At 42.7% G+C, this 25,416-nt stretch carries 29 protein-coding genes, 1 pseudogene and 2 riboswitches; of the genes and pseudogenes, 24 read left to right on the top strand and 6 right to left on the bottom strand.

What is annotated here, in order from left to right:
* Positions 1-18: 18 nt before the first annotated feature.
* A pseudogene (locus CHI10_RS19340) lies at positions 19-1,006 on the bottom strand (IS1595 family transposase).
* Positions 1,007-1,375: 369 nt separating this feature from the next.
* On the opposite strand from CHI10_RS19340, the gene CHI10_RS22150 reads away from it, so the two are divergent.
* From CHI10_RS22150 to CHI10_RS19300, 8 genes are all read left to right on the top strand, one after another.
* Positions 1,376-1,516 carry a cytochrome c oxidase subunit 2A gene (locus CHI10_RS22150; RefSeq protein ID WP_142301785.1) on the top strand — a complete coding sequence of 47 codons (141 nt, stop codon included), beginning with the start codon at positions 1,376-1,378 and terminating at the stop codon, positions 1,514-1,516.
* Between the two features lie 12 nt (positions 1,517-1,528).
* Entirely contained in the window at positions 1,529-1,993 is a 465-nt protein-coding gene (locus CHI10_RS19330; RefSeq protein ID WP_061793109.1) for a cytochrome c oxidase subunit II, read from the top strand.
* 14 nt (positions 1,994-2,007) lie between these two features.
* Positions 2,008-3,702, top strand: a complete 1,695-nt coding sequence (locus CHI10_RS19325; protein ID WP_095245813.1) for a cbb3-type cytochrome c oxidase subunit I — start codon at positions 2,008-2,010, stop codon at positions 3,700-3,702.
* A gap of 60 nt (positions 3,703-3,762) precedes the next feature.
* Complete coding sequence (locus CHI10_RS19320) at positions 3,763-4,395, top strand: SCO family protein (protein ID WP_095245812.1); 633 nt, start codon at positions 3,763-3,765, stop codon at positions 4,393-4,395.
* Positions 4,392-4,952 carry a hypothetical protein gene (locus CHI10_RS19315; protein WP_095245811.1) on the top strand — a complete coding sequence of 187 codons (561 nt, stop codon included), beginning with the start codon at positions 4,392-4,394 and terminating at the stop codon, positions 4,950-4,952. The genes CHI10_RS19320 and CHI10_RS19315 overlap by 4 nt, the downstream gene beginning before the upstream one ends.
* Positions 4,953-5,080: 128 nt before the next feature.
* Positions 5,081-5,875 carry a DUF2935 domain-containing protein gene (locus tag CHI10_RS19310; protein WP_095245810.1) on the top strand — a complete coding sequence of 265 codons (795 nt, stop codon included), beginning with the start codon at positions 5,081-5,083 and terminating at the stop codon, positions 5,873-5,875.
* A gap of 208 nt (positions 5,876-6,083) precedes the next feature.
* Positions 6,084-6,953, top strand: a complete 870-nt coding sequence (locus tag CHI10_RS19305) for a cation diffusion facilitator family transporter (RefSeq protein ID WP_095245809.1) — start codon at positions 6,084-6,086, stop codon at positions 6,951-6,953.
* 97 nt (positions 6,954-7,050) lie between these two features.
* On the top strand, positions 7,051-7,326 hold the full coding sequence (locus CHI10_RS19300; protein WP_095245808.1) for a hypothetical protein: 276 nt from the start codon (positions 7,051-7,053) through the stop codon (positions 7,324-7,326).
* Positions 7,327-7,516: 190 nt separating this feature from the next.
* Here the strand turns inward: CHI10_RS19300 and CHI10_RS19295 are convergent, their stop codons facing one another.
* On the bottom strand, positions 7,517-7,936 hold the full coding sequence (locus CHI10_RS19295; protein ID WP_095245820.1) for a hypothetical protein: 420 nt from the start codon (positions 7,934-7,936) through the stop codon (positions 7,517-7,519).
* Between the two features lie 222 nt (positions 7,937-8,158).
* On the opposite strand from CHI10_RS19295, the gene CHI10_RS19290 reads away from it, so the two are divergent.
* The gene (locus tag CHI10_RS19290; protein WP_095245807.1) at positions 8,159-8,695 is read left to right on the top strand and encodes a DUF3267 domain-containing protein; all 537 of its coding nucleotides are present in this window, start codon (positions 8,159-8,161) and stop codon (positions 8,693-8,695) included.
* A gap of 6 nt (positions 8,696-8,701) precedes the next feature.
* Here the strand turns inward: CHI10_RS19290 and CHI10_RS19285 are convergent, their stop codons facing one another.
* Positions 8,702-8,935 carry a hypothetical protein gene (locus CHI10_RS19285; RefSeq protein ID WP_095245806.1) on the bottom strand — a complete coding sequence of 78 codons (234 nt, stop codon included), beginning with the start codon at positions 8,933-8,935 and terminating at the stop codon, positions 8,702-8,704.
* A gap of 105 nt (positions 8,936-9,040) precedes the next feature.
* Positions 9,041-10,660: a bifunctional metallophosphatase/5'-nucleotidase gene (locus CHI10_RS19280; protein WP_095245805.1), complete on the bottom strand. Its 1,620-nt coding sequence runs from the start codon at positions 10,658-10,660 to the stop codon at positions 9,041-9,043.
* 136 nt (positions 10,661-10,796) lie between these two features.
* Here CHI10_RS19280 and CHI10_RS19275 point away from each other — a divergent pair, with 136 nt between their 5' ends.
* From CHI10_RS19275 to CHI10_RS19235, 9 genes are all read left to right on the top strand, one after another.
* Positions 10,797-11,081 carry a hypothetical protein gene (locus CHI10_RS19275; RefSeq protein ID WP_095245804.1) on the top strand — a complete coding sequence of 95 codons (285 nt, stop codon included), beginning with the start codon at positions 10,797-10,799 and terminating at the stop codon, positions 11,079-11,081.
* A gap of 454 nt (positions 11,082-11,535) precedes the next feature.
* Positions 11,536-12,315 carry a nitroreductase family protein gene (locus CHI10_RS19270; protein ID WP_095245803.1) on the top strand — a complete coding sequence of 260 codons (780 nt, stop codon included), beginning with the start codon at positions 11,536-11,538 and terminating at the stop codon, positions 12,313-12,315.
* A 237-nt stretch (positions 12,316-12,552) separates the two neighbouring features.
* A riboswitch (TPP riboswitch) is annotated at positions 12,553-12,667 on the top strand.
* Between the two features lie 126 nt (positions 12,668-12,793).
* Complete coding sequence (thiC, locus tag CHI10_RS19265; protein ID WP_095245802.1) at positions 12,794-14,575, top strand: phosphomethylpyrimidine synthase ThiC; 1,782 nt, start codon at positions 12,794-12,796, stop codon at positions 14,573-14,575.
* Positions 14,576-14,597: 22 nt separating this feature from the next.
* Positions 14,598-14,708: riboswitch (TPP riboswitch) on the top strand.
* A gap of 85 nt (positions 14,709-14,793) precedes the next feature.
* Positions 14,794-15,402 (top strand): thiazole tautomerase TenI, encoded by a 609-nt coding sequence (gene tenI, locus CHI10_RS19260; RefSeq protein ID WP_095245801.1) that lies wholly within the window; start codon positions 14,794-14,796, stop codon positions 15,400-15,402.
* Entirely contained in the window at positions 15,402-16,523 is a 1,122-nt protein-coding gene (gene thiO / locus CHI10_RS19255) for a glycine oxidase ThiO (protein ID WP_095245800.1), read from the top strand. The genes tenI and thiO overlap by 1 nt, the downstream gene beginning before the upstream one ends.
* Before the next feature lie 15 nt (positions 16,524-16,538).
* Positions 16,539-16,742 carry a sulfur carrier protein ThiS gene (thiS, locus tag CHI10_RS19250; protein ID WP_095245799.1) on the top strand — a complete coding sequence of 68 codons (204 nt, stop codon included), beginning with the start codon at positions 16,539-16,541 and terminating at the stop codon, positions 16,740-16,742.
* A 1-nt stretch (position 16,743) separates the two neighbouring features.
* Positions 16,744-17,511 carry a thiazole synthase gene (locus CHI10_RS19245; protein ID WP_095245798.1) on the top strand — a complete coding sequence of 256 codons (768 nt, stop codon included), beginning with the start codon at positions 16,744-16,746 and terminating at the stop codon, positions 17,509-17,511.
* A complete protein-coding gene (locus CHI10_RS19240; protein WP_095245797.1) occupies positions 17,508-18,527 on the top strand; it encodes a MoeB/ThiF family adenylyltransferase in 1,020 nt (339 codons plus the stop codon). The genes CHI10_RS19245 and CHI10_RS19240 overlap by 4 nt, the downstream gene beginning before the upstream one ends.
* A gap of 154 nt (positions 18,528-18,681) precedes the next feature.
* Positions 18,682-19,038, top strand: a complete 357-nt coding sequence (locus CHI10_RS19235) for a hypothetical protein (RefSeq protein WP_095245796.1) — start codon at positions 18,682-18,684, stop codon at positions 19,036-19,038.
* Positions 19,039-19,063: 25 nt separating this feature from the next.
* On the opposite strand, the gene CHI10_RS22810 is transcribed toward CHI10_RS19235, so the two are convergent.
* Entirely contained in the window at positions 19,064-19,195 is a 132-nt protein-coding gene (locus CHI10_RS22810) for a hypothetical protein (RefSeq protein ID WP_286137496.1), read from the bottom strand.
* Positions 19,196-19,485: 290 nt separating this feature from the next.
* On the opposite strand from CHI10_RS22810, the gene CHI10_RS19230 reads away from it, so the two are divergent.
* The 3 genes from CHI10_RS19230 (at position 19,486) to CHI10_RS19220 (ending at position 22,712) form a co-directional block, all read left to right on the top strand.
* On the top strand, positions 19,486-20,583 hold the full coding sequence (locus CHI10_RS19230) for a serine hydrolase (RefSeq protein ID WP_286137500.1): 1,098 nt from the start codon (positions 19,486-19,488) through the stop codon (positions 20,581-20,583).
* Between the two features lie 102 nt (positions 20,584-20,685).
* Positions 20,686-21,354 (top strand): response regulator transcription factor, encoded by a 669-nt coding sequence (locus CHI10_RS19225; protein WP_095245795.1) that lies wholly within the window; start codon positions 20,686-20,688, stop codon positions 21,352-21,354.
* A complete protein-coding gene (locus CHI10_RS19220) occupies positions 21,351-22,712 on the top strand; it encodes a sensor histidine kinase (protein WP_095245794.1) in 1,362 nt (453 codons plus the stop codon). Before CHI10_RS19225 ends, CHI10_RS19220 begins: the two co-directional genes overlap by 4 nt.
* 18 nt (positions 22,713-22,730) lie before the next feature.
* Here CHI10_RS19220 and CHI10_RS19215 read toward each other — a convergent pair whose 3' ends face one another.
* Positions 22,731-22,910, bottom strand: a complete 180-nt coding sequence (locus CHI10_RS19215) for a hypothetical protein (protein WP_095245793.1) — start codon at positions 22,908-22,910, stop codon at positions 22,731-22,733.
* A gap of 131 nt (positions 22,911-23,041) precedes the next feature.
* Between CHI10_RS19215 and CHI10_RS19210 the strand changes: the two genes are divergently transcribed.
* The 3 genes from CHI10_RS19210 to CHI10_RS19200 are packed head-to-tail and all read left to right on the top strand — an operon-like array spanning position 23,042 to position 25,392.
* Positions 23,042-23,953 carry an ABC transporter ATP-binding protein gene (locus CHI10_RS19210; protein WP_095245792.1) on the top strand — a complete coding sequence of 304 codons (912 nt, stop codon included), beginning with the start codon at positions 23,042-23,044 and terminating at the stop codon, positions 23,951-23,953.
* Positions 23,950-24,660 (top strand): ABC transporter permease, encoded by a 711-nt coding sequence (locus CHI10_RS19205; protein WP_095245791.1) that lies wholly within the window; start codon positions 23,950-23,952, stop codon positions 24,658-24,660. The genes CHI10_RS19210 and CHI10_RS19205 overlap by 4 nt, the downstream gene beginning before the upstream one ends.
* On the top strand, positions 24,661-25,392 hold the full coding sequence (locus CHI10_RS19200; RefSeq protein ID WP_095245790.1) for an ABC transporter permease: 732 nt from the start codon (positions 24,661-24,663) through the stop codon (positions 25,390-25,392).
* The last annotated feature ends 24 nt before the right edge of the window (positions 25,393-25,416 follow it).

Genomic DNA, 25,416 nt, shown 5'->3' with positions numbered 1-25,416 from the left:
TGAACAAGAAAATAATGCTTAAATCGTGAATTTAGATAACCTTAGTGTATCATATGTTTCCATATTTTGTATTAAATTCCCTTTAATCATCAAGTCATTTATAGTAACAGCATTCCTTTGATGTTGAATGGATTCTAACACTTGAAACCAAGCTAAGTAATTGTTCAGATATTTAGTTGCAACTCCATTAAAACGTTGTATCCATCCTTTAAGCCTACGGTGCTAATTGTTTACGTTCTGGAATTGATAAATATCCATCCCTTTTTCAGCAGCATATGTTTTAAAGACTCGCCAAGAATCGGTACATAAAACATTCGATAGCTTTGTCTAACTGCTCTTTTGTTAATCGACCCATTCCCAATGTTTGCGTAAAAGTCATCTTTTCACGGTCTCTTGCGACTAAAACACATACTTGTTCGTTGCTTATGCCCCGTTTCTTAGCGGAACCACCACGTTTGCGGGGTTTTCTGTCTTTAATTATTCTTTGTCCCTTTTCGGAGTATAGGAAATAGGTATCGTCCAATTCGACGATACCTTCAAAATTAGATTTTTCCATTTGTTTTAATGATGATAAGAGTTTGTGCCTCCAGTAGAACAATGTAACGTGAGTAACATTACCAACTAATTCAGCAGATTTACGAAGAGAATATCCTTCTATCATACATTCAACGAATTTAATCCATTGATTTAGATGGCGTGTTCGATAAAGAGGAGTATTTGTTAGGTCAGTAAATGTCTTTTTACACGCTTTACAACGATAACGTTGTTTTTCTACTTCATCTCCATCAACTCTTGTTGAGTATGTGCCATACCGAACGATATGCTCTGAATCACAATCAGGGCAATGATAACCGCGTTTATTTTTGCGTTCAGATATTTCTTGTAGAACAGTTCCTGTCGAGGGAGATGCAGTAAGAGCATCAATTAAATACTCTCGTAGTCGGTGTTTTTCTGCTGGATTTAGTTTTTGAATGGCTTTAAGAATATCAGTTGCTCTCACAGACATCACCACTTTTATATAGTTAAAACCATTACAGAACATATGTTCCTGTATATCAACAACAGCCTTTAACAAAGCCTTGTTTTTAGAAACTTTTTTAACGGCTCTCTCAAAGAGGAACAGGCTAGTCTACTGTAAATGCATATAACGAATGTGGAAGCGATGAGCTAAGTTGATACTTTGTGAATACTTTGTGAACCGTTATGCTTCCCAGAGCACCATTCCGTGGGGAAAACCCTTGATACTACAGAGTTTTAGCCAAAATTGCCCCCCTTTTGCCTTTGAGGAAATATGAAGAAAGTGTGATTCATTTCACTTTTATGAAAACCCTTCTCAACTATGATGTAAGTAACAAAGTAAAGGAGCTGATGGAAGGTGAATACACAAAAAGTGGACCAAAGCAGTTCAAAAGAACAAAACTCACTAAAGGGTACGTTCTTCTCAGTTACAGTTGTAGGCCTTGGGATCTTTGTTACGTATTTAATCTTGTACGGCCTGTATATGGCCAGAATATAGGGGGGATAAACAATGATGCATCGTTCTGAAAAGGTATGGCTTATTTTAAGCTTTGGAATGATTATTGGATTCATGTTAATCGCAGGCTACCAGGCATTCGCCTTTGAAATGGGGCCGCCAAGCTATGGAGAGCGAATTGATCCTCAGAAAGTGGATGAAACAGCACCGTTCGATAAGCCAGGAATTAAGAAAATTGGTGAGAATGAATATGAAGTAGTTATGACTCTTCAAGTGTTCAGTTTTACTCCGAGTGAGATAGAAGTGCCTGCAGGATCAACAGTTCATTTTACATTGACGTCAAAAGATGTCGTTCACGGGTTCCAGGTTGCCGAAACTAACTTAAATGCTATGGTTGTGCCTGGTTATGTACAAAAAATCACTCAGAAATTTGATAAGCCGGGCGAATATTTGGTTCTATGCAATGAGTACTGCGGTGCGGGTCATCAAATGATGAGCACGACCATTACAGTGAAATAAAGGGGGGATAGACAGTGGAAACAGTTATTAAGCAATCAGGAAAAACACAAGTTTTTAAGGATAAAGCAAATAAAGTTATGGGAATTAGCCTCGAGGATGCAAAATTAACGAAATCATATTTATCTGTTGCTTTCTTGGCCATCCTTCTGGGCGGAATACTCGGACTGGTGCAAGGCCTGAACCGGGCTGGAATGCTCGAATTGCCGGCATGGCTGAATTATTATCAGGTTCTGACAGCTCATGGTCTTCTGCTGGTAGTCGTATTGTCAGCGTTCTTCACAATTGGATACTTCTATGCTGGGTTATCCCATACACTGGGCGGCCTGCTTCCTAAGGTCAGAAAGATGGCATGGATAGGCTTCTGGATGAAGATTTTCGGATTTGTCCTAGCGGTAATCCCGATTTTAATGAATGAAGCATCTGTTATGTATACTTTCTATCCGCCAATGGCTGCTTCACCTATTTTCTATATCGGCTTAGTATTTATCGTATTGGGTGTATGGATGTGTGCCTTTGGTGCCTTTATCAATGTGGCCAGCTGGAGAAAGAGAAATCCCGGCAAGCATATCCCGATTCTTTCTTTCTTTGCAACCGGCGTTTTTGTTCTCTTATTCTTCGGAAGCATACCTGTAGCAATCGAGGTTTTTACTATAATTCCTTGGGCTTTTGGATGGGTTGAGACAATAAATGTTATGGTTGCACGTACGCTGTTCTGGGCGTTCGGCCATACGCTGGTTAACATCTGGTATTTAACGGCAGTCTCTGCCTGGTATGTCATCGTGCCGAAAATTATTGGCGGCCGAAGATGGAATGATCTCTTAACAAGAATTGTGGTTATTGCATTAGTAATTATGAATATTACCGGTGGCTTCCACCATCAAATTATTGACCCAGGTATCTCTGAATCTGTGAAATACATGCACGTGTTTATGAGTTTGGCAATTGGCTTCCCTTCATTAATGACTGCTTATGCAATGTTTGCGGTCTTTGAACGCACTGCGAGAAGGAAAGGCGGAAAAGGCATTGTTGGCTGGTATAAAAAGCTTCCTTGGGGAGATGTCAGATTCCTTGCGCCATTTATCGCAATGGCTGCTTTTATCCCTGCAGGGGCAGGCGGTATTGCTCAAACTACAAACCAATTGAACCAAGTAGTCCATAACACGATGTGGGTCGTTGGCCATTTCCACTTAACACTTGGCATGTCAGTAGTTATGACGTTCTTCGGCCTAAGCTATTGGCTCATTCCTTATGTATCTAAAAGAGTGCTGACACCGCAGATCAACAAACTTGGGGTTATTCAAACGATTATATGGACAATCGGTATGATCATCATGTCAGGTGCAATGCACTGGGTCGGCCTGCTGGGATCACCAAGAAGAACTTCTTATTCAACTTACTTTGACAATGCAACTGCCCTAAGCTGGGATCCATACCTGTTCTTCCTGGCTATTGGAGGAACACTTCTGATGATCGGAGTGTTAATGCAGGTATACGCAGTATTCTACCTAATGTTCTTTGCACCAAAAGGAAACACAGAGTTCCCTATTGCAGAAGTGGAAGAAGATGAAGCACCAACACCTAGATGGACAGAACGCTGGGGATTGTGGGTTGTGTGTATGATTGTCCTTGTCGGCATGGCATATGTCATTCCATTGGTCGATTTCATTGTCAATGCGCCTCCAGGTTCACCTCCATTTAAAACCTGGTAAGGAAAGAGAGATAGCTCGGCTGCTGGGCTGTCTCTTTCTTTTAAAAGGAAGTGATGAATCATGTTTCCAAAAAATAGAACGGTTTTATCAAGCTTGCTTGTACTGATGTTTGGCGTAGTCCTATTTTACATTGGCACAGATGGGTTTCAGGCTTTTACTGCTGAAAAAGCCAGGGTTAATCAGTTAATGGATGAAAAGCCCCAGTTCCCGGACGTAACACTTGAAGATAATAATGGAAGGACCTACTCTTTCTCGGAATTTGAAGGGAAGTATGTTTTTATTACTTTTTTATATACTTCATGCGGTACGGTTTGCCCTGAGCTTGAGGTTAATATGTCTGAAGTATATAAACGAATTCCGGAAGATTATATTGGTCACGACATTCAATTCCTTAGCATCAGTTTTGATCCGGAGAGGGATGATCCAAAAACATTGGATACGTACCGTCAGGCTTTCGGCAGTGACGGAGAAACATGGAGAATGGCAAGGATCCCGGATCAAAAGGAGCTTGAATCTTTGCTGGACCGATTTGGCGTTATTGTCATACCGGATGAATACGGCAACTTTGCCCATAACTCGGCTTTTTATCTGGTGAACCCAAAAGGACAGTTAATCGAAGTCATGGACTATACCTTGATTGAAGAAGCGGCTGATCGGGTAACGGAGATTCTGCACAGCGGGAGGGAAGAATGATGAAGTCACCAGTTTACGGATTGCTTCTGCTTCTTGCATTGATGCTCCCGCCAGTAGCTAATTTGCTGGAGTCCATTATGATTACCCATATGCACATGCAAATGCCCCTGCTCATGATCTCCGGATTATTCATGGCGAAGTTCTTTCAGAATCGTTTTCCGGAGTTTTTCTCAAAATGGAATGAAAATGGAGTGCCGGGTCTATTGCTGTTTTCAATCATTATGGTGTATTGGTCTCTGCCAAGGACGATGGATGAAGCTTTGACGCTTACAAGTGTAGAAGTCTTTAAGTTTATCTCACTGCCATTTTTGGCTGGGGTGCCATTGCGGGACAGCTGGCCAAAGCTAAGTTCATTTTGGAAGCATGCTCTCATTATATTCTTTACCATTCTTTTTCTAGCTTTGGGATGGCTATATATCTGGTCTCCTGTACAGCTTTGCAATAACTATTTGGTTATCGAGCAGATTACGCTAGGCTGGGGTTTCATCTCAACCGCGTTTGCGATGGTGGTTTACTTGATTTATAGCTATTTTATGGATTTTTCAAAATATGAATAAAAGAATGACTGCTTCCTCCTTGGGAGCAGTTTTTAAATTTTCAGCTGATTAATCTGGCTAATGAACATGGAATAACTCAGAAAATCAAAAATATATTTGAAGGAGTGAGTAATTAAGGAGGGGAAGACATGGCGGATCCAATTGTCGCTAGATCATTGGACGAAATTAAATTTTGGTCCAGGATTATGAAAGAACATTCCTTATTTTTAAGTTTGGGATTTACATATGAACAGAAACAGCTAATAACCGAAGCACAGCAGTTTATTGCTTTGTTTGAAAGAATCGAGGAAAAGCTGGCTAGGTTTAATGTAAACTCGGAACTTGGCCAGGTGCAAGCTTTTAATAACGAGGTTTATCAGGCTGCTGCCGCAATCTGGAGTTATAAAAGAAAGGTATTGGGTTTGACATTAAGATGCGAAATTCGTTCAAATAATTACCCTTTATTGATTGACCATATCAGCAGAGAAGCAGCTTATTTTGCTAATCGCTTAAAAGAGCTTAATTCAGGGGTGCTTGCTCCAAAGCCTGAAGCCATTATAGAGGAGAATGTATTTTTCCTGAAGATTATGGCTGATCATGCTAAGTTTATCGGCCATCTATTAGACCCATCTGAAAGAAAGCTGGTTGAACAGGCCAGGGAGTTCAGCCATGATTTCGATCAATTGCTATTCCAGGCTGTGGATCTGGAATCTATGCAGCCGCAATCTGAAACGAAACCGATTCTGAGCCAATTCTTAAACCAGAATAAAGTATCGGTTGCTTCATTAAGAGATTTTAAGAAAACTGCCAGAGAATTAATAGAGGCATGCCGGATCAAAAGCAATATTCATCCTCTTCTGGCTGACCATACATTTAGGGAAGCAGAGCGGTTTTTGGAAATAATCGATATGTTTGAGGCGAATCTCAAGAGGGCTTCGATTTGATTAGAAGGATGTTCAAATTCTATTTCCATTCTTTTTACACATTAAGGTGATGCAAATCAAGCCAGCCTTTTACGGGATGGCTTGATTTTTCATTGGTGCAACTTAATTGCACTTTGCTTATTTATTTAATAAAAGACAAAAAGATTGCTCTAGACCCACCCGAATGCCGCTTGGTAATATAAGCAAGGGTAATGTAGGAGGCTAGGGCATGGAAGAAGAAAAGTATCGAAACCTTAAGTTGGGTGAGCGTGCTGCGGTTATTAGCATTGCAGCTTATATATGTCTTTCTGTACTAAAATTAACAATTGGATATGTGAGTGATTCTGCCGCTTTGAAAGCGGATGGATTGAATAATACGACGGATATTATTGCTTCAATTGCAGTGCTTATAGGCCTTAGGGTTTCCCAGCGTCCACCTGATAAAAATCATGGGTATGGCCACTGGAAGAGTGAAACCATTGCTTCTATGGTAGCTTCCTTTATTATGGCTGCTGTAGGTATTCAAGTCCTGCTGAATGCTGTTTCATCCATGTTTGAAGGTGTTAATGAATCTCCTGATGTTTTTGCGGCATATACGGGAGTTTTTTCTGGAGCTGCAATGTACTATGTGTACCGCTACAACAAAAAATTAGCCATTAAAATTAACAGTAAGGCCGTAATGGCAGCGGCAAAGGACAATATCTCAGACGCCTGGGTGAGTATAGGCACAGCCATCGGGATATTTGGATCACAGCTGAACATGCCATGGCTTGATCCGTTAACAGCCATTATTGTCGGGCTTTTAATATGCAAAACGGCTTGGGATATTTTTATACAAGCTTCCCATGAGCTTTCAGATGGATTTGATGAAAAAAAGATTAAAGAATATCAGGATGTCATCAAAAAAGTAAACGGGGTTAAAGGCATAAAAGATATTAAAGGAAGAAGCTACGGCAATAATGAGGTGATCGATGTGGTCATCTTGGTTAATTCCACACTTGATATTAAGGAAGCCCATGATATTGCGACACATGTGGAAAAAGTGATGATGCATGATCATGGTGTTTATGATGTTCATGTCCATGTTGAACCAAATTGAGTCAAATGAAACTATCCAGAAATTAACTCTGATTAAAACGAATACGGTTCTTTTATTACTGAATCACGCGTATCCATAGAAAGAAGGAGTGGATGCGATGGAAATGCAGCAGGGAAAGATGGAGAGCAATGGAATGGCCGTAGCTTCACTGGTTCTTGGCATATGTGGGATTGTATTAGGCTTGATACCGTTTATTGGATGGTTTCTTCTTCCCGCCTGGATCCTCGCCATTGTTTTTGGTGCAGTGGGGCTAAAAAAGGGGCAGAGCAAAGGAATGTGCTGGACGGGACTTATACTGGGAATTGGAACATTTATATACAAGTTTGGCTTTTGGATATTGGTTGCCATCGGATCATCATCAGGAAGCGTATAGAAAGGACAGCGGAAGCTGTTCTTTTTTGTGCAAAGTTTTTGTCTCTAAACTACTCCTTCCAATGTTCTTGTACTGGTGTTTGCGGGCATTTATGACTTTTGCAAAAAAGGAAGAAGTATAAAGTTTTAGGGAACCTAGTGAATTAGAGGTTCCCATTATTATTAATAAAATCAAGATTTAAAAATCTTTTTTAACTGAACTCTTTAACCAATTCCCTAAAATGATCATAGGCATTGACCAGATGTTCAGGTACTATCTTTCTTCCGTAATCCCAGGAGTTTTTTTCGATTTCAGCCATGAGCTGTTCTTTCTCGTCATCTTCTCCATACATAAGCGTTCTGATGTCGTGTTTGTTTTTTTTGAAATCAAGGTAATAGCCGATTTCATGGTAAAGCATTAATTTTACCAGGTTCTCATCCGTCTCTTTTATTTTAAAATTGATTTTGGCTATGTAGCCGTTTACCTTCAGGTAGTTAAATTTTATTGTATTCGTTGAGACATTGTAGCTCATAGGCGAAGCGAGTGTATTGCTGAACTCGTAATTTATATTGAGGCGTTGTTCGTTCAATGTATGTAAAATGATTTTTTCAATATCCCAGATATACAGCACTTTTCTTATCACAGTCCTTTCATTTTTTCTTGCCTTGATTATACAAGTCTATCAGTGACGGTAACAGTGTTTTTCGCTACTTTAGGTCCATTTGGGCAGAAACTGTACATTATGAAAAAATGAGACTGAGGCAAAAGAAGGAGAGGAAATGGGAAAATCTGAAACTTCGCTGTTGCTTGATCCGTAGATATGGGTATTGACCAATTCTGATGGGGTGAAAAATTGGATAATAAAAAAGCAACAGTTGTTTCTGTTTCGATGATGAAGCTGCAGATTTATTTGTTTTTTGCAACGATGGCACTTATATTTGGGGTCTACTTTCTACATGCTGTGATTTATGGCGGCGGGGAAATAACTATTGATCTTATGGGTATGCTATTATTTTTAGCTGGCATGGTCGTTATCGTTATTTTGCATGAATCCATTCATTTGGCGGGTTTTCACTATATTGGCGGTGTTCCATGGAAGGAAATGTCCTGGGGAGTCAACTTGAAAATGGGTATAGCTTATGCTCATGCCAAACAGCCTGTGACGGTACAGCAAATGAAAAAGGTGTTAATGCTGCCATTTATTCCGACTGGCTTATTACCGCTTATTCTGGGGGTTGTGTTTAACATGCCTGGATTATCGTTCTTGGGAGCGATATTGACAGCTGGTTGTTTGGGAGATCTTGTTTTGTATCAAAAGCTATTAAAATTTCCGAATGAGGCTCTTGTCATTGACCATCCGACGAAACCGCAATTTACGGTATACGAATAGATTAAACTAGCTTCTGTATTTGCTGTCCCATATAATAAATAGCTGTGTGAAAAAGAAAGCAGCGAGGGCTGCCAGTGCTGATATAAGGAGGTTTCTCATGGAATCCAGACCATAAAGGCGGATCCCGATTAATTTAGAAGAAGTGGTGCACAATCTCCAGTTTTCATACACTATTGCTGTCTTATGGAATAATGGAAAGAAGACGCCGAACAGCATGAGAAAATAAATATATTTTTTCATTATCCTATTCCTTTCTTTCTGAATCTAATAGAAAGATATGAGGTTAATCCTGCTATTAGTATCAAATGGACAAGAAAAAAGGACAGTCGCGTGAGGCTGTCCTTTTTAGTCTATTCTCTTTATCCGACCATCAATTGCAGAACTAAACGGCTGGGGGATATTCTGTATATATTTCTCCAGTGCTTCAGTATCCATTGGTCCCGTCACTCTATTTATACCACTTCGGAATACAGTGAAAATATCTCCGCCATCAGCGAGATAGGTATTTACGGCAACTGAATATTTCTTATCCGAATCAAGCTTTGTTCCATCGGGCAGATAGATTTCTTGAATTTTACTGCCGGCAGGCTGTCTGTCATCCCAGCTGTATGTAAAGCCGGAGATCTGAAGAAATCTGGCAGTGTCAGGCTGCCATTGCTGATTGAGGACATCACGGATTTGGCTGCCTGTCAGGTTCATTTTAACCAATTGATTACTGAAAGGAAGGACGACATATAAGTTTCCCCATGTAATACGGCCGGCGTCAATGTCTGCGCGGATTCCTCCTGGATTGATGAAAGCAAAATCAGTGTTCATCGCTGCCCGTTCGGAATCGGCAATAAGGTTGCCCAGGGCGGACTCCCCGCTTCTGTTTCGGGCAGCTGTGATAGGTATAGCAGCAGTGCCAATATATCTGTTCACAGCAGGCTCTACTTTCCTTTCATATCGTTCGATCATCCTGGTTATGTCTCTGTCGGGCTGGATATTCTCTTGAAAAACATTCACTATTTCCGCGTGCTTGCGGACAATATCCTTTGTCCGGGGATCTATCTCGATATCCACATCAGAAAAGGCAGTGCCATATGAATAGGCCTGCACCAACAGCTTCCCATCCACCAAACTGTTCAGATAAGAATGGCTGTGGCCTCCAAACATAATATCCACTTCGTCATCCACTTGATGGGCCAATTCTATTAGCTGGCCCGTGGCTAGTTCTCCATTTGGTTTTGATTTGCCGGGAACATGGGCCAGTACCACAATGGCTCTTACTCCTTGCTTTTTAAGTTCCCGGGTATACGTATTGATTGCTTCTGCTTCATCCGTGAATGTAAGACCCTTCACATTATTTGGCATGGATAACCTTGGTGTTTCTTTCATGATCACACCGATAAACCCTATTGGGATCCCGCTGACATTTAATGTCTTATATGGGGGGAGAATGTGCTTGCCTGACTTCTGGCTGATAACATTGGCTGCAATCCATGGAAAGCGGGAACCGGGGTAACTCTTTACAGCGGAAGGGCTTCCGCCATTTAGTAAGCGAAGCAGTTCATCCAGGCCCCTGTCGAATTCATGGTTACCGATGGTGCCAATATCAAACCCCATCTTATTCAAAAACTCAATGGTCGGTTCATCCTTCAGGAGGGCAGATACAGGAGGACTGGCTCCTATCATGTCTCCAGTATGAAGCAGGATGGTATTTTCATTTTCTGCCGCACGCTCACGCAAATAGGCAGCGAGATAATCCGCACGTCCTGCGGGTCTGCCGTTAATCTGCCGGGTCACATTCAGCTGGCCATGGAAATCATTGATTCCAAGCAGCTGCACTTTCTTGTATGGCCCCTCTGAGCGATCTTCAATATGGCCATGATAATCTTCAGAGAGGCCCTGCCTATCCCATTGATCTTTCTCTCCCAGAGGCAATCCCAGGAAGCTAAATAATATAAGGGAGATAAGTACTTTCATCAATCAACCTCCAGTAATTGTGGCAGGGATAGTATTTGCAGATATTGGGGATTTAATCGTAGGAACAGTTTATCCAATTTAATAAAGGGTAAGGGTCATAATAGAAACATAATACTGCCAAAGGAGATGACAACAAATGAAATATAAGAAGCTTTTGCTTTCAGTCCCATTGGGTGCAGGATTATTGTTGGCAGGGTGCGGAACAGATGAACAGGAGCCGCCGCCGGAAACGGAAGATGTAGAATTGGAAGATAATCAAATGGAAGAAAACAATAATGGTGATAGTGAAATGCAGGATCCGGGAACATCAGAGGAGTCTGATATGGAGGAGCCTGGCATGAATGAAGAATCACCACAGGATGAAGAGAACATGGGTGAAAGTGATATGGATATGAACGATGAGGAGTCTGAAGAGAATTAGGAATGCTGATACACATCTAAAGCATGGAAAAAACGTCTGTTTATAGCAGGCGTTTTTCTGTGCTGTCTGTAAAATTAGTGATTTCGAGCCACGGCGGAACCGTCTCAGTGTTCTGAATAAAGGAGCAGGAATGGTCAAAAAGGAATTTTAGATTGCTTTGTTGAATGTATCGAAAAGCATATTTCGCTAGGAGCATAGAATCCAGGAGAATAGTGATATTACATACGAGGGAATATATCAAGGTAAAAGGCTCGCCGCAGTAACAGATACCGTTATCGTGCAAATGGGCGGCCACACTAGAAAATCCACACTGCTTTCACCTGAAAAAATAGAGCAATTAAAGCAATTTTCAGTTGGAATTCAATAAAACTATATTAACAAACTAGTGGTGGGTTCAAGTGTTTGAACCAGCGGAACTTGCTTATTTCTATAACAGATAGTGGGAGTGATTGTTTTGGAATTGAATGATGTGATACAGGGGCACAGATCCATTCGAGAATATGAAGATAGAGAAGTAAGTCAAGAATTGCTGGATCAAATTTTAGAGGCGGGTATTCGTGCCTCCTCAAGTGGTAATATGCAATCTTATTCGATTATCGTCACAAGAGACAAAGAACTAAAGAAAAAATTATACACTGCTCATATGGAGCAATCGATGGTTGTTGATGGACCTATTCTCTTAACTTTTTGCGCTGATTTTAATAGAATGCGAAAATGGCTTGCACTCAACGATGCACCTATACATTTTGATAATTACATGAGCTTTATGATCGGTGCCATTGATGCCACTTTGGCGTCACAAAACTGTGCACTGGCAGCTGAAAATGCGGGACTCGGCATTTGCTATATGGGCTCTACGCTTGCAAACTGTGACCAAATTGGCGAACTATTAAACTTACCCCCAAATGTCGTACCCGTTGTAGGTTATTCATTAGGATATCCCGCAGAAAACCCTGCCCCACGTGATCGATTGCCAAAGCATGGACTTGTTCACTACGAGCAGTATCGTGATTATTCGGATGAAGATATTCTGGAAATTTATAAAGATCGAAATGAAAAAGGATGGAACCGCTATATGGCCGTCCCAAAACTTAAAGAAATGACAGAACAATTAGGATTAAAAAATCTTGCCCAAATCTATACCAAAGCAAAGTATACGAAGGAATCACACCTTCAATTTTCACAAACAGTGCTGAATTACTTAGAGAGACAAAACTTTATGAATAATGAATGAAATTTCATGAAGGGGGGTTCTTCTGCTTCATGAGTGGTACCGACACAATATCGTGAAACACGGGAACTGTCCCTTATACAATCTCTTATTCCGCAATACCAGCTTCCAGGCTTTATAATAAAGTATCAAACATTGATTTTTATCCACATTTTTGAGCTGGAAAGCCTGCTTTAGGTGACAATTGAAAAACATCTTTCATTTATTTTCAGAATTATGTATACTGATAGTGAATTAAATAGCAATAACTAGGGGTGCCCAATAGCTTGGGCTGAGAAAGAAACGCGCTAAAGTTTCTTGACTCTTTGGACCTGATCTGGATTATACCAGCGTGGGGAAGTTAGATGTGCAAAGGTTTCTTTGTGCATAGACATCTACGGTTAAGCCGGTCCATCATTATGTGGACCGGCTTTTTTACATATCTTGCACTACCTCGGTTCCAGGTCTCGTCCTTATATTTTTAATAAGGGAGAGATGATCAATGACTGCAAGTTCTTTAAATCAGGAGAGTATTTCTATTATGCCGAGCTTTACTGGCAGCAAAAAAATCTATGTGGAAGGATCCAGACCGGATATCAAGGTTCCAATGCGGGAGATAGAATTAAGTCCCACCACCGGTACTTTTGGAGAAGAAATCAATGAGCCGGTTCGCGTATATGATACGAGCGGGCCTTATACGGATCCTCAATACACGTCCGATCTAAAAACAGGGCTTCCCGCTCTGAAAAGCCGGTGGATTCAGGAACGCGGGGATGTTGAAGAGTATGATGGGCGGGAAATTAAGCCCGAGGATAACGGGTTCCGCGATGAACATGATCCGCGTGCTAATCATAAAGTCTTTCCTGGCTTATCCCGCAAGCCATTGAGAGCGATTAAGGGGAAGAATGTCACCCAGCTTCACTATGCAAAAAAGGGAATCATTACTCCAGAGATGGAGTTTATAGCCATTCGGGAAAATATGGAACCTGAATTTGTCCGGTCTGAAGTAGCGAGGGGCCGGGCAATCATTCCTTCCAATATCAATCATCCTGAGACAGAGCCAATGATCATCGGAAGGAATTTTCATGTGAAAATTAATGCGAACATTGGAAACTCGGCTGTTTCATCCTCTATTGAAGAAGAGGTCGAGAAAATGACCTGGGCTACCCGCTGGGGAGCAGATACAATTATGGATCTGTCTACAGGCAAGAATATTCATACTACACGCGAATGGATTATTAGAAACTCCGCCGTTCCGGTCGGTACTGTTCCCATTTATCAGGCACTTGAAAAGGTTAATGGCATTGCCGAGGATCTTACGTGGGAAGTATACAGGGATACCTTAATTGAACAGGCAGAGCAGGGGGTTGACTACTTTACCATTCATGCCGGTGTCCTTTTACGTTATGTACCGCTTACTGCCAAAAGGCTGACCGGAATTGTTTCGAGAGGCGGATCCATTATGGCACAGTGGTGCCTGCATCATCATCAAGAGAACTTTTTATATACACACTTTGAAGAAATCTGCGAGATCATGAAAGCTTATGATGTGGCCTTCTCCCTGGGGGATGGACTGCGGCCGGGATCGATTGCAGATGCAAATGATGAGGCTCAATTTGCGGAGCTTGAAACACTAGGGGAGCTGACGAAAATTGCCTGGGAACATGATGTACAGGTAATGGTCGAGGGACCTGGCCATGTTCCAATGCATTTAATCAAAGAGAATATGGATAAACAATTAGAAATCTGTAAAGAAGCACCATTCTACACACTCGGACCCCTTACGACTGATATAGCTCCGGGGTATGACCATATTACCTCTGCAATCGGGGCTGCCATGATAGGCTGGTATGGGACGGCGATGCTTTGCTATGTTACCCCTAAAGAACATTTGGGTTTGCCAAATAGAGATGATGTGCGCGAGGGTGTCATCACGTATAAAATTGCAGCCCATGCTGCAGATCTGGCAAAGGGACATCCAGGAGCACAAAAAAGGGATGACGCCCTGTCAAAAGCCCGTTTTGAATTCCGCTGGAGAGATCAATTCAATCTCTCATTGGATCCTGAGCGCGCTTTGGAATTCCATGATGAAACCCTGCCGGCTGAAGGGGCAAAAACCGCTCATTTCTGTTCCATGTGCGGACCAAAATTCTGCAGCATGAGAATTTCTCAGGATATCCGGAAATATGCAATAGAGAATAAGCTTGACACGGATGAAGCGATACAGAAAGGCATGGAAGAAAAAGCTGAGGAATTTAAAAAGTCCGGGACCATTTATCAGTAAATGAATAGTAGCTTAATAGTTATGTATCCGCTGGGGGTGCCTGTTTGCAGGCTGAGATTAAAGCAAAAGCTTTAAGACCCTTGGAACCTGATCTGGCATGAATACCAGCGTAGGGAAGTGGGGATTGGGTCTGAATTCTATGGCCACATACCTCCGCTTTCTATTTAGAAGGTGGTTTTTTATTGCAGAAAATCTAAAAAAGCTTGGGGGCAGCCGCTATGAAAAAACAGCTTCATGTTATATCAGATGGAAAGCTTTCTCCAGAGTCCTTCGCTGAATTAGCAGTTGAATTGGAACCCTTTACAGATAGATTCCACTTACGGGAAAAACATCGAACCTCAAGAGAGATATATGAAGGAGTTCAGCTGCTTCTTAATAAGGGAGTTCCTGTTCATAAAATCGTTATAAATGATCGTGTGGATGTTGCCTGGGCGTTTAGAACGGGTGTGCATCTTGCTTTTCACAGCCTTCCAGTCCATGTTGTCAAAATTCATTTTCCAGATATACCCATAGGATGTTCCGTACATTCTCTTGAAGAAGCAAAAGAGGCTGCAAAACAAGGGGCTGATTATATCCTGTTTGGGCACATATTTGAAACCGATTCAAAGAAGGGAGTTCCGCCAAGGGGCACTGGGTCACTGGAGGCTCTTAAAAAGGCAGTAGATATTCCTGTATTGGCAATTGGGGGCATGGAACCAGAGAAAGTACCGGAGGTTTTGAAGGCGGGGGCAGACGGCATTGCTGTAATGTCGGCGATTTTGCAGGCAAAGGACCCTGTAGAAGAAGCAAAGCTTTTTGCAAAAAAATTAAATGAGGAGGGGAAATGATGAGGAAAATGTTTGATGCCGTTATAGTCGGAGGCGGCATTAACGGAAGCTCCATTGCTTTTCAACTGGCTAAAAGAGGGTATAAAGCGGCCGTTTTGGATATGGGGAAAATAGCCGGCAAAGCTTCAGGAGCAGCAGCTGGAATTTTAGGAGCCCAAACGGAACTGATAGAAGACGGCCCGCTATTTCAGCTGGCATGCAAAAGCCGCTCCATGTACCGGAGCCTGATTCCTGAACTGGAAGATTTATCACAGGTGCATATTGGCTATCAAAATAAGGGTGTATATAAAGTGGCGGCTAGTAAAGAAGAAGAGCAGGCATTAAAAAGATTGATAGAAAGACAGCAAACCGCGGATGAGCAGGCCGAATGGCTTTCGATTGATGACCTGATCAAACGTGAACCCTTCGTATCAAACAAATTGAGGGGATCCATGTATATACCGAATGACGGACAGGTACAGGCATATGAATTGTCTCTTGCTATTGCAAAAGCTGCAATAGCCCTCGGCGCAGAAATTTATGAGTATACACATGTAACAGATTTTATTTTAAAAGATGAAAAGGTTTATGGGGTGAGAACCAGCCAGGGAGAATTTCTTGCAGATTCCGTTATTGTTGCTTCGGGGGCCTGGAGCAGGGGGATTCTTGAGAGAACGGGCCTAACGCTCCCCATTAATCCCGTTAAAGGCGAGTGCTTCTCGGTCAAAATTGAAAAACCGCTTGTACAGGGGACGATCTTTTCACACGGATGCTATATCGTTCCTAAGAAATCCGGGAGGCTGGTAGTTGGAGCGACGGTTAAAGTTAATTCATTTGATGAGAAGGTGACCCTTGAGGGGATATCCTCGCTGATGGAAAAGGCGAAAAAACTGGTCCCGGATATAGTGAAGGCTGAATGGGAGCGTGCCTGGACAGGGATTCGACCCCAATCGGCTGATGGGCAGCCTTTTTTGGGAGAACATCCTGCTTATAGGGGGCTATATATTGCTGCGGGCCATTTTCGGAATGGGATCCTCCTTGCCCCGGCAACTGGAGTGCTGATGGCAGACATCCTCGAAGGCAAGACGGAGCAGTTTAATCCGTTTAAGCTGTCCCGCCTTGAATCTTTAGTTCACACGTAAACAAGGGGTGATATTATGAATGTTGTCATTAACGGAGATCCTATGGTGCTGCCGGCAGCAGTTAATTCTGTTTCAGCTCTGCTTAAGCATTTCAATTTGGAGCAAAAGGTAGTTATTGTCGAACTGAACCAGCATATTTTGGATAAAGCAGCGCATGCAATAACCATTCTGTCAGATGGGGATCGAATCGAAATTGTACACTTTGTAGGAGGCGGATGACTTGTTGAAAATTGGACCATATGAATTTAGCTCACGGCTATTGCTCGGAACAGGAAAATATCCAAACTTTGATGTGCAAAGCGAAGCTGTAGAAGCGTCGGGAACTGAGGTGCTTACGTTTGCTGTGCGCCGTATGAACATTTTTGAAGCGAACCAGCCCAACTTTTTGGAAAAGCTTGATTTAAAGAAATATAAATTACTCCCTAATACGGCAGGAGCAAGTACAGCCGATGAGGCTGTCCGAATTGCCAGGCTATCCAAAGCTTCAGGCTTATGCGACATGATTAAGGTTGAGGTGATTGGATGCAGCAAAACGCTTCTTCCCGATCCAATAGAAACTATAAAAGCAGCGGAAATCCTATTAGACGAGGGTTTTATTGTTCTCCCCTATACTTCTGATGATGTCGTGCTTGCTCGAAAACTTGAAGAACTAGGATGCCATGCTGTCATGCCATGTGCTTCTCCGATTGGCTCAGGACAGGGAATCATTAATCCTATTAATCTTCAATTTATTACAGAACAGGCTGATGTGCCGGTTATTGTTGATGCTGGAATTGGGAGCCCGGCAGATGTGGCATTGGCAATGGAGCTGGGAGCTGATGGAGTACTATTGAATACAGCCGTTTCCTCTGCTGATGATCCTGTTAAAATGGCAAAAGCAATGAAACTCGCCATTGAAGCAGGGAGGATGGGCTATGAAGCAGGCCGGATGCCGAAAAAACGGTATGCATCAGCAAGCAGCCCGGCGGAAGGAATGGTTTTTAGTTGAGTGAGCGATACTCCCGCCAGATGTTATTTCCCCCGATTGGCAAAGAAGGACAAAAAAAGCTGAGGGGAAAACACGCTTTGATTATAGGGGCTGGTGCATTAGGGGCTGCAAATGCTGAAACTCTCACAAGGGCAGGCGTCGGCAAATTAACCATTGCCGATCGGGATTATGTGGAGTGGAGCAACCTGCAGCGTCAGCAGCTTTATTGTGAAGAAGATGCTGTACGAAAAGTGCCAAAAGCGATAGCAGCGGCTAAACGCCTAAAAGCCATCAATTCAGAGGTGCAAATTTTCGCACGTATTATGGATGTAGGTGTACAGGAAATGGAAGAGCTGATTGAGGATGTTGATTTAATCATCGATTCAACCGATAATTTTGACATTCGCTTTCTGATCAATGATATTTCTCAAAAGCACCGGATTCCCTGGATATATGGAGGCTGTGTAGGGAGCTATGGTTTAAGCTATACCATCTTGCCCGGGGTGTCACCGTGCCTGAATTGCCTGATGGACAAATTGCCAATGGGGGGAATAACCTGCGATACGGCTGGTGTTATTCAGCCAGCTATTCAAATGGTTGCGGCTCACCAGTCTGTTGAGGCATTAAAGATATTGGCAGAAGACATGGAATCCTTACGCGCGACACTTGTTTCTTTTGATGTATGGAAAAATCAATTTAGTTCTGTGAATGTTTCTTCCTTAAAAGATCCTGAGTGCTTAACCTGTGGGACTAATCCAGCTTATCCCTTCCTGGCTTATGAAAATCAGACAAAAACAGCGCTGTTATGCGGAAGGGATACCGTTCAAATCAGGCCCCCAGCCCTTCAAAAAATGGATATTGCATATCTGGAAAAATTTCTGGTATCTCAAGGAATCAACGTAGAGAGCAATCCTTATTTGCTTTCATTTTCGATCGATGGCACCAGAGTGGCTGTATTCAAGGATGGAAGAGTGCTGGTGCATGGGGTAAGAGACATTCTACAGGCAAAGAACCTTTATCATCGTTTCCTTGGATAATGGGTTTTGCCTGTCCGCATAGCATTTGAAGGCTAAAAGAAAATAGACCTGTCCATTCTTTATTTGAAGGGCAGGTCTTTTTGGGTAATGGCAGGTTCGCTTGAATTTACTTCAGATTGGGGATAATTACTGTAAACATTGAGAGGAGAGAATTATGAACATTGATTCCATAAGGTTCACCGATCCTCCTGTCCATCATCAATTCCCGCCATTATATGAGAACCTGGGACTTCCTGAAGCATCTTCCTTTATTGAACAGAAATATGAATTTGATTTTACAATTGGAAAAACAAAAAGAACTGGGTATGGAAGTATTCGAATGTATAAGCAATATGGAGAGTATAAGGTGAGAATTTCTGAAAAATTAACCGGATTCGGGCCGAAAAGGCTTGAAAGGCTGGAGAGCCTGCTGATGGAGGAGGTTAAGGAACGATTTATCAGCAATATAAAATCTGAAACAAAAACGCGTAAAGTATACCACTTGCATTTTGGCCGTAAAGAGGGTGAATAGGGACAGTTTTCCTGTCCCATATAGCTTACTTGGTGTTATCTCTTTGCGCTTTTAAAGCAATTCTTTCAAGGCCATTTTCTCTATCACCCGCATATTCTGTTTCCTTTGGAAGTGCATTATTCTTATGATCTGATTTACTTTTCTTATTCTTTGCCACGATTTCACCCCCTTTTAGTCATTAGCATTGTGTTTAGTTTGCATTCTTTTTATGAGGCTATGCCTAAGTTTTTGAACCCATAAAATTCAATCAAACGTTTGATTGAATTGCAATATACAGCAAAAGAGTCACTCTACTCTTTTTTGTTAATTGACTTGCGGGAACATCTGAATGAGGATTTGCGGTTTGCTTTTTACAAAAATAAGTTTTTTTACCTTGATAATGAAACTTCCATGATTATCTTTCGTAATTTAAAGTACAAGATATTCATGGAGGTATCCTTTTTGAAGATGGTTTGGATCAGTACGGGAGTCATTCTAATGTTAGCAGCTGTTTTAGCTGGGTTTATGTATCTCAAGAGTAAGAGCAGCGGGGATCCTGAGTCAGTAATTGATTATGTGCAAAAACACAGAGGAACAGAAAATATGGCTTTGGTTATTCGCCATAACGATGAGGACTGGGTCAGCATCAATAAGGACGTGCCGCTGCCTTTGGCAAGTACGGTTAAGATCATAGTGGCAATCGAATACGCGCGGCAGGCAGCAGAGGGAAAAATAGACCCGCAGCAAAAAGTGGATTTAAAAACACTGGAAAAGTATCATGTTCCTAATACAGATGGTGGAGCCCACGAGGCTTGGATTAATGGCCTTGCAGATGATGCGGAAAATGTGCCATTGAGCGAAGTGGCTAATGGGGTGATCGCCTACAGTTCGAATGCCAATACCGATTATCTGTTACAAATTCTGGGGATTGAAAATGTGAATAAGCTCTCTGAGGATCTGCAGCTTTCCAGTCATGAGGAGATGTATCCGATTGTCAGTGCCCTATTTATCCCGATGGAGCTTATGGAGGATAAGGGATTGTCAAAAGAGGAAGCACTTAAGGAATTGAAGAGTATGAGTCTTGAAGAGTATCGAAAGAGATCGGGAAAAATTCATCAAAAGTGGGGAAGTAGCCCGCCGCAAGAAAAGGATAAGGAAGAAGTGCTGAAGGTTCTGGATATGGAATTTCAAAAGGTATGGTCTGACAGGCTTCCGCGTGCTTCTGCTGGTGATTATGCAGAGCTTATGAAGCTATTAAACAGTAAAAGCTATTTTTCCAAGGAAGTCCATTCTTATTTGGATCCCGTGGTGGAACAGCTGATGAAAAATCCGAGTAACCGGGAGTGGCTTCAGCATGCAGGGCAAAAGAGCGGCTCAACAGCCTTTGTTTTTACCATTAGCATGTATGCAGCCGACAAAGAGGGCAATCGTACAGAAATGACATTCCTTGCAAATGATTTGAGCGATAGGGAATTTAAGGAGCTTTCAAGGAATATGAACAGTTTTCAGCTTGAATTTATGAAAAACAGCGAATTCCGGGACTCTGTAAAAGAGAAACTGCATTAAGAGTATAGAAGAAGCATTCGTATATAAGGGCGGATGTTTTTTTGCCTAGCAAAATCTCCTGAAATAGCAGGTTAATAAAAGATAAGTTTAAGGGTGGAGAGTATGGCGCGAATCTTATACATAGAAGATGAAAGCGATATTGGCAGCTGGCTGAAAAATGATTTAGGGGAAAGAGGCCATGAGGTGTTCTGGCTGCAGTCCGGGGAAGGGATGGAAAGGTATCTTTCTGAAGCGGATATTGCGATTTTGGATGTGATGCTTCCCGGGCTTGACGGGTTTTCGATAGGGAAGCGGATTAAGAAAGTAAAGAATGACATGCCGGTACTTATGCTGTCGGCAAGGACGGCGGTGGAGGATAAGCTGGAGGGCCTGAGCTTTGCGGATGATTACTTGACAAAGCCTTTCCAGCCGGATGAGCTTGCTGCAAGGATTGAAGTATTGTTAAGGCGATTTCAAAAGAATGATCAGGTGCTGGAGCTTCATCACCTGCAGGTACATACAAAGGATATGCGGATTATCGACAGGGAGGCAGATGGTGAAATTCCATTGACAGGCAAGCAGTATCAGCTCTTTCAGTTCTTCATTCGCCATCTGAATCAGATTCTGACAAAAGAGCAGCTTTATGAAGGGGTTTGGGGAGAACAATACATGGAGGGTGACAAAACCCTGATGGTTCATATCCGCTATCTTCGTGAAAAGCTTGAGAAGAATCCATCGCGTCCTGAGATCATTGAGACCATTCGGGGAATCGGCTACAGGGTGAAAATATGAAAAGGTTTTTCCAATCGCTGCAGGCGAGGTATATGGCAATAATTCTGGTTGCCTTATTTCTGTTTCAGGCTGCTTATTTACTCGTGGCTATGCTGGCTATGGGTCTTCAGGAAGACCTTTCAGGGGAACATAACCAAAATGAAACGGATCCTAAGCAGATTGAAGAAAAATGGCATGCGGATGCAAAAGCACTGGAAAATAGCTCAAGAGAATCCATAAGCAGTCTGTTTGCTGAATGGAAAAAGACGTATCCTGATGCTTCGATGTTTTGGGTAGATGAAATGGGAAATCTGATGGAGGAGCGGGATGTGAAGGCGAATCTGCCTGCTCAGTGGACGCCTGCCTATACAGCGAAGTTTATTAAGGAGAGGTATGGGGGAGATCCTTATACAGTCATTAGCTTTATTGGCGGTGATGAAAAAAATGGTTTTATCGTTCTGGAAATACCACGGAATTTGTTTCTTCCGCCGCTGGTGAAGGCAGCAGAAAAATACGGAATCTTCCTAGGAGCGGGTCTGCTTTTGATCATTACCCTGTTTATCATCGTCTCCTTTTTATTTTTCCGGGGCATTCGCAAAAGGCTGCTTCATCTCCAGGAGGCAATGGAAAGACGGGATATGGACAGCCTGCCGATCGGTATTGATGTGCAAAAGAATGATGAAATCGGCCAGCTGGAGAAGACCTTTAATGAGATGGTCGAGGAACTTAAAGAAAGCAAGCGGCGTGAGCAGGAGGAAGAGCAGCTGAGGAGGGAGCTGATTGCCAATCTGTCACATGATCTGCGCACGCCATTGACAAAAATCAATGCGCACACCTACTCGATCGGAAAGGAGGATCTTTCTCCTGAAGGGAAACAGGCTGTCAAAACACTGGAAACCTCCATCGTCAATATTGATAGACTGATAGAAAATTTAATGAGCTACACGCTTTTAATGGCGAGCAAGCATAAGCAGGAACTGATCGAGCTGGACGCGGTCCGGTTTGTTCGTGAAAATATGGCGTCCTGGTATCCTGTCTTTGAGATGGAAGGCTTTGAAGTGAACATCGAGTTAGAGCCGTTTGAGAAGAAATGGCAGGCAGATCCCATGTGGCTTGGCCGTATTTTTGATAACATTCTGCAAAATGTGCTGCGGCATGCGAAGGATGGACTTTACCTTGAAGTGGCGACAGTATCCACCGGAGAGTGTGATGCTATTGTTTTTATCGATCATGGAAAAGGGCTGAAAAACAGTTCCAATGAAAAAGGAGCGGGGATTGGCTTATCCATTGTGGATATGATGGTAAAGGGTATGAAGCTGGAGTGGGATATTGAGTCAAGTGACAGTGGTACAGTGATTAAAATCATTAGAAAACATTAGAAAACATTAGGAGCAGCCTCATGAGGCGCTCCTTTTTTGCTTCAGTTTCCATAAGATAATCATTTGATAGGTGCCAAAAAGAACAGCCAGAGTTACCAGGACAACCCAGCCATAAGTGTAAGGAATAAAGAAATATACGAGTAAGCAGGCAAGCAGGAATACCGCGTACCCAATGTTAAACAGTTTCTTAAACGTCATAATGTTTACTCCTCTCTGCTGTATTAGACGCATAGCAGAGGGAAAAAGTGTCATTTTTTAAACGAATTTTAAACTTCCTTCCACCTTTGTTTTAACCTTTGCCGGATAAGATGGAAAGTGAGGTGAGAGGAATGGAGTATATCGTAAGAACAGAAAATCTATCAAAGCATTTTGGTCAGGAGAAAGCTGTATCAGGGCTGGATATGAAAATACCAAAAGGGGAAATATACGGATTTCTGGGTCCGAATGGCGCGGGGAAAACAACGACGATCCGGATGCTTTTGGGGCTGATGAAGCCCACTTCAGGCAGAATTGAAATTTTTCAAAGTGATTTAAAGAAAGAAAGGTTAAATATATTGAGACGTGTGGGCTCGCTTGTGGAGTCGCCATCCTATTATCCACATTTAACGGCAAAAGAAAATCTGGAAGCCATGAGAAAAATAGTGGGTGTGCCGAAACAGAGAATCGATGAAGTGCTGGAAATTGTCCGGCTGACAGCTGCCGGGAATAAAAAAGTAAAGGGCTTCTCGCTGGGGATGAAGCAGAGGCTTGGGATTGCTGCATCGCTGTTAAATAACCCGGAACTGCTGATTTTGGATGAGCCGACAAACGGTTTGGATCCTTCAGGAATTATTGAGATTCGCAATTTAATTAAAAGCCTGCCATCGGAATGCGGAATGACCGTGCTGATCTCAAGCCATCTATTATCGGAGATTGACCAGATGGCGACAACAGTAGGCATTGTGACAAAAGGGAAAATGATATTTCAGGATTCTATTGAAGCGATGCGCATGTTTGCACAGCAATCTATTCTATTAAAGGTAAGCGAGAGCGATAAAGCCTGGCGTGCCCTGCTTGGAAGAGGAATGAAGGCTGGTTTGGATAATGGCATCATTTCGCTGCCCCAGCAGTCCGATGAAAATGTGGCTGAAGCTGTACGCGGACTTGTGGCAGATGGGTTTTCCGTGTATAGGGTGGAAGAAGAAAAACGGTCATTGGAAGACATATTTCTGCAAATGACAAGAGAGGAGCAGGCCGGATGATGGGAAAATTGCTGTCAGCCGAATTTATGAAAATCAAACGGAAAGGAATCTGGTTCCTGACCGTCCTGGGTCCAATTGGGGTAGTAGCCATGCAGATGGTCAATTACGGGGTGCGCAAGGAGTATTTGTTCCGCCAGAATGATGACCGCTGGGGGTATTATCTGGACAATATCCATTCGTTCACACCGCTGGCGATTGTTCTGGGCATCGTCATCCTGACGTCATTCATGTCGAGCATTGAAAATGAAACGAATGCCTGGAAACAGCTGATGGCACTGCCGGTTTCGAAAATGAGTGTGTATTTATCAAAATTCACGGTGCTGTCAGTTCTGCTTTTGATTTCTTCTGTGCTTTTACTGCTGTTCACGCTTGCTTTTGGATTGTCTCTGGAGTTGGGTGGTGAGATTCCGTATGCCGGACTGCTGAAATATAGTTTTTATCCTTTTTTTGCGGCATTACCTGTTTTGGCGCTGCAGCTATGGGTAGCGACCGTGAGTGTGAACCAGGGTGTGCCAATCACTCTGGGCATTCTGGGTGTGATTTTGACCTATGCCGGCTATGCATTGCCGGATTGGCTGATCTGGAAATGGCCGCTGCTGCTTAATGACTGGGAGGAACCTCTCATCAACGTCCTGCTTGGTGGCGGAGCGGGCCTATTATTATACTTTTCAGGAATGATTGATTTTGTGAGAAGGGATGTGAAATAGATGCTTACTATTTTGAAATCGGAATGGTTTAAACTGCGCAAATCAAACATTATCGGCATCCTTCTAGCAGGGCCGCTGATAGGGATAGGTGCAGGGATTGGAGCAGATACAACTGAAGCAGCGGGGATGATGAATGAATGGTATATGCTTTTGATTTATATGAATTTACCTTATGCGGTTCTCTTTTTGCCTTTAATCACGGGAGTCCTGGCAAGCCTTGTCTGCAGGTATGAGCATCAGGCAGGGGGCTGGAAGCAGCTGCTGGCGCTGCCAGTCACAAGGGGGAAAGTGTTTGCGGCTAAATATGTTCTGATCCTTTTATTGGTATTGTTTATCCAGTTATTATATTTAGCCGCTATTGCAGGAGCAGGATTATATAAAGGCATAGCTGATCCCTTTCCTGCAGCGATTGTCTGGAAGAGCATACTGGGAGGCTGGGTCGCAGCGTTCCCATTAGTTGCTCTGCAGCTGTGGATGTCCGTCTGGTTCAAAAGCTTTGCGGCACCTTTTGCGGTCAACGTCGTTTTTACGCTGCCATCCATTCTGGCGATGAATTCCGAGAAAGTGGGTCCCTATTATCCGTGGGCACAGTCGTTTGCCATGATGTACCCCACATCAGATAGCGGTGACATTTTCTTTATTCCATGGGAGCAGCTTATGACTGTGATCGGGGGATTCTTTTTACTGTTTTATCTGGGTGGCTACTTTTATTTTCAGCGAAAGGCTGTGTAGGTATGATATCAGGGGAGAAACCTC

Source organism: Bacillus sp. 7894-2 (genome assembly GCF_002272225.1).
Classification (GTDB): Bacteria; Bacillota; Bacilli; order Bacillales; family Cytobacillaceae; genus Cytobacillus.
This window is presented reverse-complemented; position numbering and strand designations above follow the sequence as displayed.

Bases quoted from the DNA above. Each gene is read 5' to 3' on its own strand.
- CHI10_RS19280 (WP_095245805.1), bottom strand. From the start codon at position 10,660: ATGAAAGTACTTATCTCCCTTATATTATTTAGCTTCCTGGGATTGCCT.
- CHI10_RS19235 (WP_095245796.1), top strand. From the start codon at position 18,682: ATGAACATTGATTCCATAAGGTTCACCGATCCTCCTGTCCATCATCAA.
- CHI10_RS19305 (WP_095245809.1), top strand. From the start codon at position 6,084: ATGGAAGAAGAAAAGTATCGAAACCTTAAGTTGGGTGAGCGTGCTGCG.
- CHI10_RS19330 (WP_061793109.1), top strand. From the start codon at position 1,529: ATGATGCATCGTTCTGAAAAGGTATGGCTTATTTTAAGCTTTGGAATG.
- CHI10_RS19310 (WP_095245810.1), top strand. From the start codon at position 5,081: ATGGCGGATCCAATTGTCGCTAGATCATTGGACGAAATTAAATTTTGG.
- CHI10_RS19200 (WP_095245790.1), top strand. From the start codon at position 24,661: ATGCTTACTATTTTGAAATCGGAATGGTTTAAACTGCGCAAATCAAAC.
- CHI10_RS19225 (WP_095245795.1), top strand. From the start codon at position 20,686: ATGGCGCGAATCTTATACATAGAAGATGAAAGCGATATTGGCAGCTGG.
- CHI10_RS19285 (WP_095245806.1), bottom strand. From the start codon at position 8,935: ATGAAAAAATATATTTATTTTCTCATGCTGTTCGGCGTCTTCTTTCCA.
- CHI10_RS19205 (WP_095245791.1), top strand. From the start codon at position 23,950: ATGATGGGAAAATTGCTGTCAGCCGAATTTATGAAAATCAAACGGAAA.
- CHI10_RS19300 (WP_095245808.1), top strand. From the start codon at position 7,051: ATGGAAATGCAGCAGGGAAAGATGGAGAGCAATGGAATGGCCGTAGCT.
- CHI10_RS19230 (WP_286137500.1), top strand. From the start codon at position 19,486: ATGGTTTGGATCAGTACGGGAGTCATTCTAATGTTAGCAGCTGTTTTA.
- CHI10_RS19215 (WP_095245793.1), bottom strand. From the start codon at position 22,910: ATGACGTTTAAGAAACTGTTTAACATTGGGTACGCGGTATTCCTGCTT.
- CHI10_RS19275 (WP_095245804.1), top strand. From the start codon at position 10,797: ATGAAATATAAGAAGCTTTTGCTTTCAGTCCCATTGGGTGCAGGATTA.
- CHI10_RS19315 (WP_095245811.1), top strand. From the start codon at position 4,392: ATGATGAAGTCACCAGTTTACGGATTGCTTCTGCTTCTTGCATTGATG.
- tenI (WP_095245801.1), top strand. From the start codon at position 14,794: ATGAAAAAACAGCTTCATGTTATATCAGATGGAAAGCTTTCTCCAGAG.
- CHI10_RS19320 (WP_095245812.1), top strand. From the start codon at position 3,763: ATGTTTCCAAAAAATAGAACGGTTTTATCAAGCTTGCTTGTACTGATG.
- thiO (WP_095245800.1), top strand. From the start codon at position 15,402: ATGAGGAAAATGTTTGATGCCGTTATAGTCGGAGGCGGCATTAACGGA.
- CHI10_RS19220 (WP_095245794.1), top strand. From the start codon at position 21,351: ATGAAAAGGTTTTTCCAATCGCTGCAGGCGAGGTATATGGCAATAATT.
- CHI10_RS19210 (WP_095245792.1), top strand. From the start codon at position 23,042: ATGGAGTATATCGTAAGAACAGAAAATCTATCAAAGCATTTTGGTCAG.
- thiS (WP_095245799.1), top strand. From the start codon at position 16,539: ATGAATGTTGTCATTAACGGAGATCCTATGGTGCTGCCGGCAGCAGTT.
- thiC (WP_095245802.1), top strand. From the start codon at position 12,794: ATGACTGCAAGTTCTTTAAATCAGGAGAGTATTTCTATTATGCCGAGC.